This is a genomic window from Tardiphaga sp. (genome assembly GCF_025356345.1).
Lineage (GTDB): Bacteria > Pseudomonadota > Alphaproteobacteria > Rhizobiales > Xanthobacteraceae > Tardiphaga.
This window is the reverse complement of record NZ_JANXTC010000334.1, coordinates 1-3,699: the sequence shown is the minus strand read 5'-3', so window position 1 is coordinate 3,699 and position 3,699 is coordinate 1. Positions and strand designations below refer to the sequence as shown.

General features: G+C 64.3%; 6 protein-coding genes. 2 read left to right on the top strand and 4 right to left on the bottom strand.

From position 1 onward, the window contains the following. The 3 genes from Q0S16_RS20445 to Q0S16_RS20435 form a co-directional block, all read right to left on the bottom strand. The coding region (locus tag Q0S16_RS20445) for an MFS transporter (RefSeq protein WP_295852264.1) at positions 1–570 on the bottom strand (570 nt) is incomplete at its 3' end. After that, complete coding sequence (gene kdsA, locus Q0S16_RS20440) at positions 570–1,421, bottom strand: 3-deoxy-8-phosphooctulonate synthase (RefSeq protein ID WP_295852262.1); 852 nt, start codon at positions 1,419–1,421, stop codon at positions 570–572. The genes Q0S16_RS20445 and kdsA, both read right to left, overlap by 1 nt. Before the next feature lie 136 nt (positions 1,422–1,557). Further along, positions 1,558–1,884 carry an NIPSNAP family protein gene (locus tag Q0S16_RS20435; RefSeq protein ID WP_295852260.1) on the bottom strand — a complete coding sequence of 109 codons (327 nt, stop codon included), beginning with the start codon at positions 1,882–1,884 and terminating at the stop codon, positions 1,558–1,560. 121 nt (positions 1,885–2,005) lie between these two features. Between Q0S16_RS20435 and Q0S16_RS20430 the strand changes: the two genes are divergently transcribed. Further along, positions 2,006–2,260: a BrnT family toxin gene (locus tag Q0S16_RS20430; RefSeq protein WP_295852257.1), complete on the top strand. Its 255-nt coding sequence runs from the start codon at positions 2,006–2,008 to the stop codon at positions 2,258–2,260. Beyond that, positions 2,250–2,537: a BrnA antitoxin family protein gene (locus Q0S16_RS20425; protein ID WP_295852256.1), complete on the top strand. Its 288-nt coding sequence runs from the start codon at positions 2,250–2,252 to the stop codon at positions 2,535–2,537. Before Q0S16_RS20430 ends, Q0S16_RS20425 begins: the two co-directional genes overlap by 11 nt. Before the next feature lie 10 nt (positions 2,538–2,547). Here Q0S16_RS20425 and Q0S16_RS20420 read toward each other — a convergent pair. Next, on the bottom strand, positions 2,548–3,699 hold a 1,152-nt coding region (locus Q0S16_RS20420; RefSeq protein WP_295852255.1), incomplete at its 5' end, for a CTP synthase.

Here is a 3,699-nt window from a genome sequence, read left to right as displayed (position 1 = left end):
AAAGCCCGCAGCCACGGCAACCGACGCCAGGATCACCAACAATCCGAGCACCGCCAGAACCCCGCGCCAGCCGGCGAAATCGCCGATCAGGCCCGAGGCGGATGCGCCGAGAAGATTGCCGGTCATGGCGCCGGCCAGCGTGCGGCCGATCGTGACCTGGCGCTTTTCGGGCGCCACCAGATCGCTGGTCAGGCCAAGCGCGACCGGAAATACGCCGCCGGAGCCGACACCGGCGAGAATTCGGGTCGCGAACAACAGCGGAAACGACGTCGATAGCGCGCCGAGGATGCTCGCCAGACCGAGCAGCACCAGGCACACAATCATCAGCCGCGCCTTGCCGAACAGATCCGCCGCCGCACCCAGCACCGGCTGCACGATCGCGAAGGTAAAGGCGAACACGGCCGAAAAGCTCGCAGCGGTGGCGATGCTGATGCCGAACTCGTCGGCGACATGCGGCAGCACCGGGTCGAGCGCCCGCGCCGACAGGCTGGCGGCAAAAGTCGCAAGCGCGATGATGTTGATCGCGGGCGGCATGCGCTGATCATGCGGCCGCAATCCGGTTTGCGGCATTAACGCGCCGGGCTCTTGGCGAGCGCGTCAAACGCCATCAGCGTGCGCAACAGTCCCTCGAACTCACGCAGCGGCACCATGTTGGGGCCGTCCGATGGCGCGCGATCGGGATCGGGATGGGTTTCGATAAATACGCCGGCGACGCCGACCGCGACCGCGGCGCGCGCCAATACCGGCACGAATTCGCGCTCACCGCCGGATGAGGTGCCCTTGCCGCCGGGCTGCTGCACCGAATGGGTGGCGTCGAAGATGACCGGCGCGCCGGTGGTCCGCGCCAGGATCGGCAGCGCCCGCATGTCCGACACCAGCGTGTTGTAGCCGAACGAGGCGCCGCGCTCGGTGACCAGCACGCGGTCATTGCCCGACGAGGTCAGCTTGGCGACCACATTGGCCATATCCCACGGCGCCAGGAACTGACCTTTCTTGACGTTGACGACCTTGCCCGTGGCCGCCGCCGCCAGCAGCAGGTCGGTCTGCCGGCACAGGAACGCCGGAATCTGCAGCACGTCGACGGCTTCCGCGGCGCGGGCGCACTGATCGATCTCATGGACATCGGTCAGCACCGGCAGGCCAAAGGTCTCGCGGATCTCGGCGAAGATCGGCAGCGCCTGGTCGATGCCGATGCCGCGCGCCGCCGAGGCGCTGGTGCGGTTGGCCTTGTCGAACGAGGTTTTATAGACGAGGCCGATATTGAGCCTGGTCGCGATCTCCTTGAGCGCGCTGGCCACCTCCAGCGCGTGCGCGCGGCTTTCGAGCTGGCAGGGCCCGGCAATGATCGACAGCGGCAGCGCGTTGCCGAATTGCACGGCGCCGGCGGAGACGATCGCGGCGGCTGGAGAGATAGCGCTCAAGAGATGTTCCTATGCTCTAGTGTGGGATGGGTAGAACCTCGGGCGCGCGACGCGCGCCGGAGGCGAAACCCATCAGCGTAGTCACGGGTGTAACGATGGGTTTCGCAACGGCTCCACCCATCCTACGAGGCCTGCGTTATTTCAACGCCGAGAATGCCGTCGGCGTCAGCAACTGGCTGACGATGTTGCCGACGATCTGCCCGCTCTCCTCGGTCTTGGCGCGGGCCGAAATCCAGTCCGGATCGCTCTGGAACGCGTTCCACTTCGTCTCCCGATCGGCCATCGAATCCCATGCCAGGATGTAGGTCAGTTCCTGGTTGGATTCGCCGATCAGCGTGGTGAAGAAGCCGACCTGGTGGATGGCGTGCTTTTCCCACAGTTTCAGCGTGGTGGCCTGGAAACGATTCAGCAGTGCCGGCAAGCGGCCCGGCAGACAGCGGTAGACGCGCATTTCGTAGATCATCGGTTTCCTCCGGTTTTATGCAGGCCTTATAGCCGGCAAGCGACCGGCTGTCTTGCCGCGATCGGCTCATGGGCGCTCTGCGTCGCTTGACCGGACACGGGTCAAATCGTATATACGATAAATGGTTGACTTCGATCCGAAAAAGGAAGCGATCAATCTCTCGAAGCACCACGTGTCGCTGGCGCGCTGGGTCGACCTCGAAATTCGCGCCATCGTTGCCGATGATCGATTCGACTACGGCGAACCACGATTTAGAGCTTACGGACATATCGACGGCGACGCGCATTGCCTGGTTTTCACGATCCGCGACGGCGGCTATCGGCCCATCAGCCTACGCCGCGCGCACGTAAAGGAGATGAGACGTCATGCCCCGTAAAATGAAGGAGCCGGTATTCGACGACGACAATCCGGAATGGACCAAAGAGGATTTTGCCACGGCCACACACCTTGATCCGCCCATCAAAGTGACCGACCTGACCCCGGAAATACTTGCAGGCATCGCGCGGCGCGGCCCACAAAAGGCGCCGACCAAGGTCGCCGTCTCGATCCGTCTCAGCCCGGACGTGGTCGCGCACTTCAAATCCAAGGGGCCGGGCTGGCAGTCGCGGATCGATGACGCCCTGCGAAAGGTCGCCAAGCTCAAAGCGAGCTGAGCACCCTGCCCTAGACCAGCCGGCTCTGCGCCGCCGCCGCCTTGATGAAGGAGGCGAACAGCGGATGCGGCTCGAACGGGCGCGACTTCAGTTCTGGATGGTACTGCACGCCGATGAACCAGGGATGGTTCTCGTATTCGACGATCTCCGGCAGCACCCCATCGGGCGACATTCCGGAGAACAGCAGGCCGTGCTGCTCGAGCCGGTCCTTGTAGGCGGTGTTGACCTCGTAGCGGTGCCGATGGCGCTCGGAGATTTCCAGCGCGCCGCCATAGACTTCGGACACCTTGCTGCCGGCGCGCAAGGCCGCCGGATAGGCGCCGAGCCGCATCGTACCGCCGAGGTCGCCGGCATTGTGGCGCTTTTCCAGCTCGTTGCCGCGCAGCCATTCGGTCATCAGGCCGACCGCCGGCTCCGATGTCGGACCGAACTCGGTGGAGTTGGCGTCCTTGATGCCGGCGAGGTTTCGTGCCGCCTCGATCACCGCCATCTGCATGCCGAAGCAGATGCCGAAATACGGCACCTTGCGTTCCCTCGCGAATTGCGCCGCGCGGATCTTGCCCTCGGCGCCGCGCTGGCCGAAGCCGCCGGGCACCATGATGCCGTTGACGTGTTCGAGGAACGGCGCCGGATCCTCGTTCTCGAACACTTCGCTCTCGATCCAGTCGAGATTGACCTTCACCTTGTTGGCGATGCCGCCATGCGACAGCGCCTCGGTCAGCGACTTGTAGGCGTCCTTCATGCCGGTGTACTTGCCGACAATCGCGATGGTCACCGCGCCCTCGGGATTGCGCACGCGTTCGTTGATGTCGTGCCAGCTCTGCAGCGCCAGCGGCGCCTTCGGCGTCAGGCCGAACGCCGCCAGCACTTCATCGTCGAGCCCGGCATCATGATAGGCCTCGGGGACGGCGTAGATGTTGTCGACGTCGCGCGCCTCGATCACGGCGCTCTCGCGCACATTGCAGAACAGCGCCAGCTTGCGGCGCTCTTCCTTCGGAATCTCGCGGTCGCAGCGGCACAGCAAAATGTCGGGCTGGATGCCGATCGAGCGCAGCTCCTTGACCGAATGCTGGGTCGGCTTGGTCTTCAGCTCGCCAGCGGCGGCGATATACGGGACTAAGGTTAAGTGAATCGAAGCAACGTTTTGCGCCCCCAATTCAAT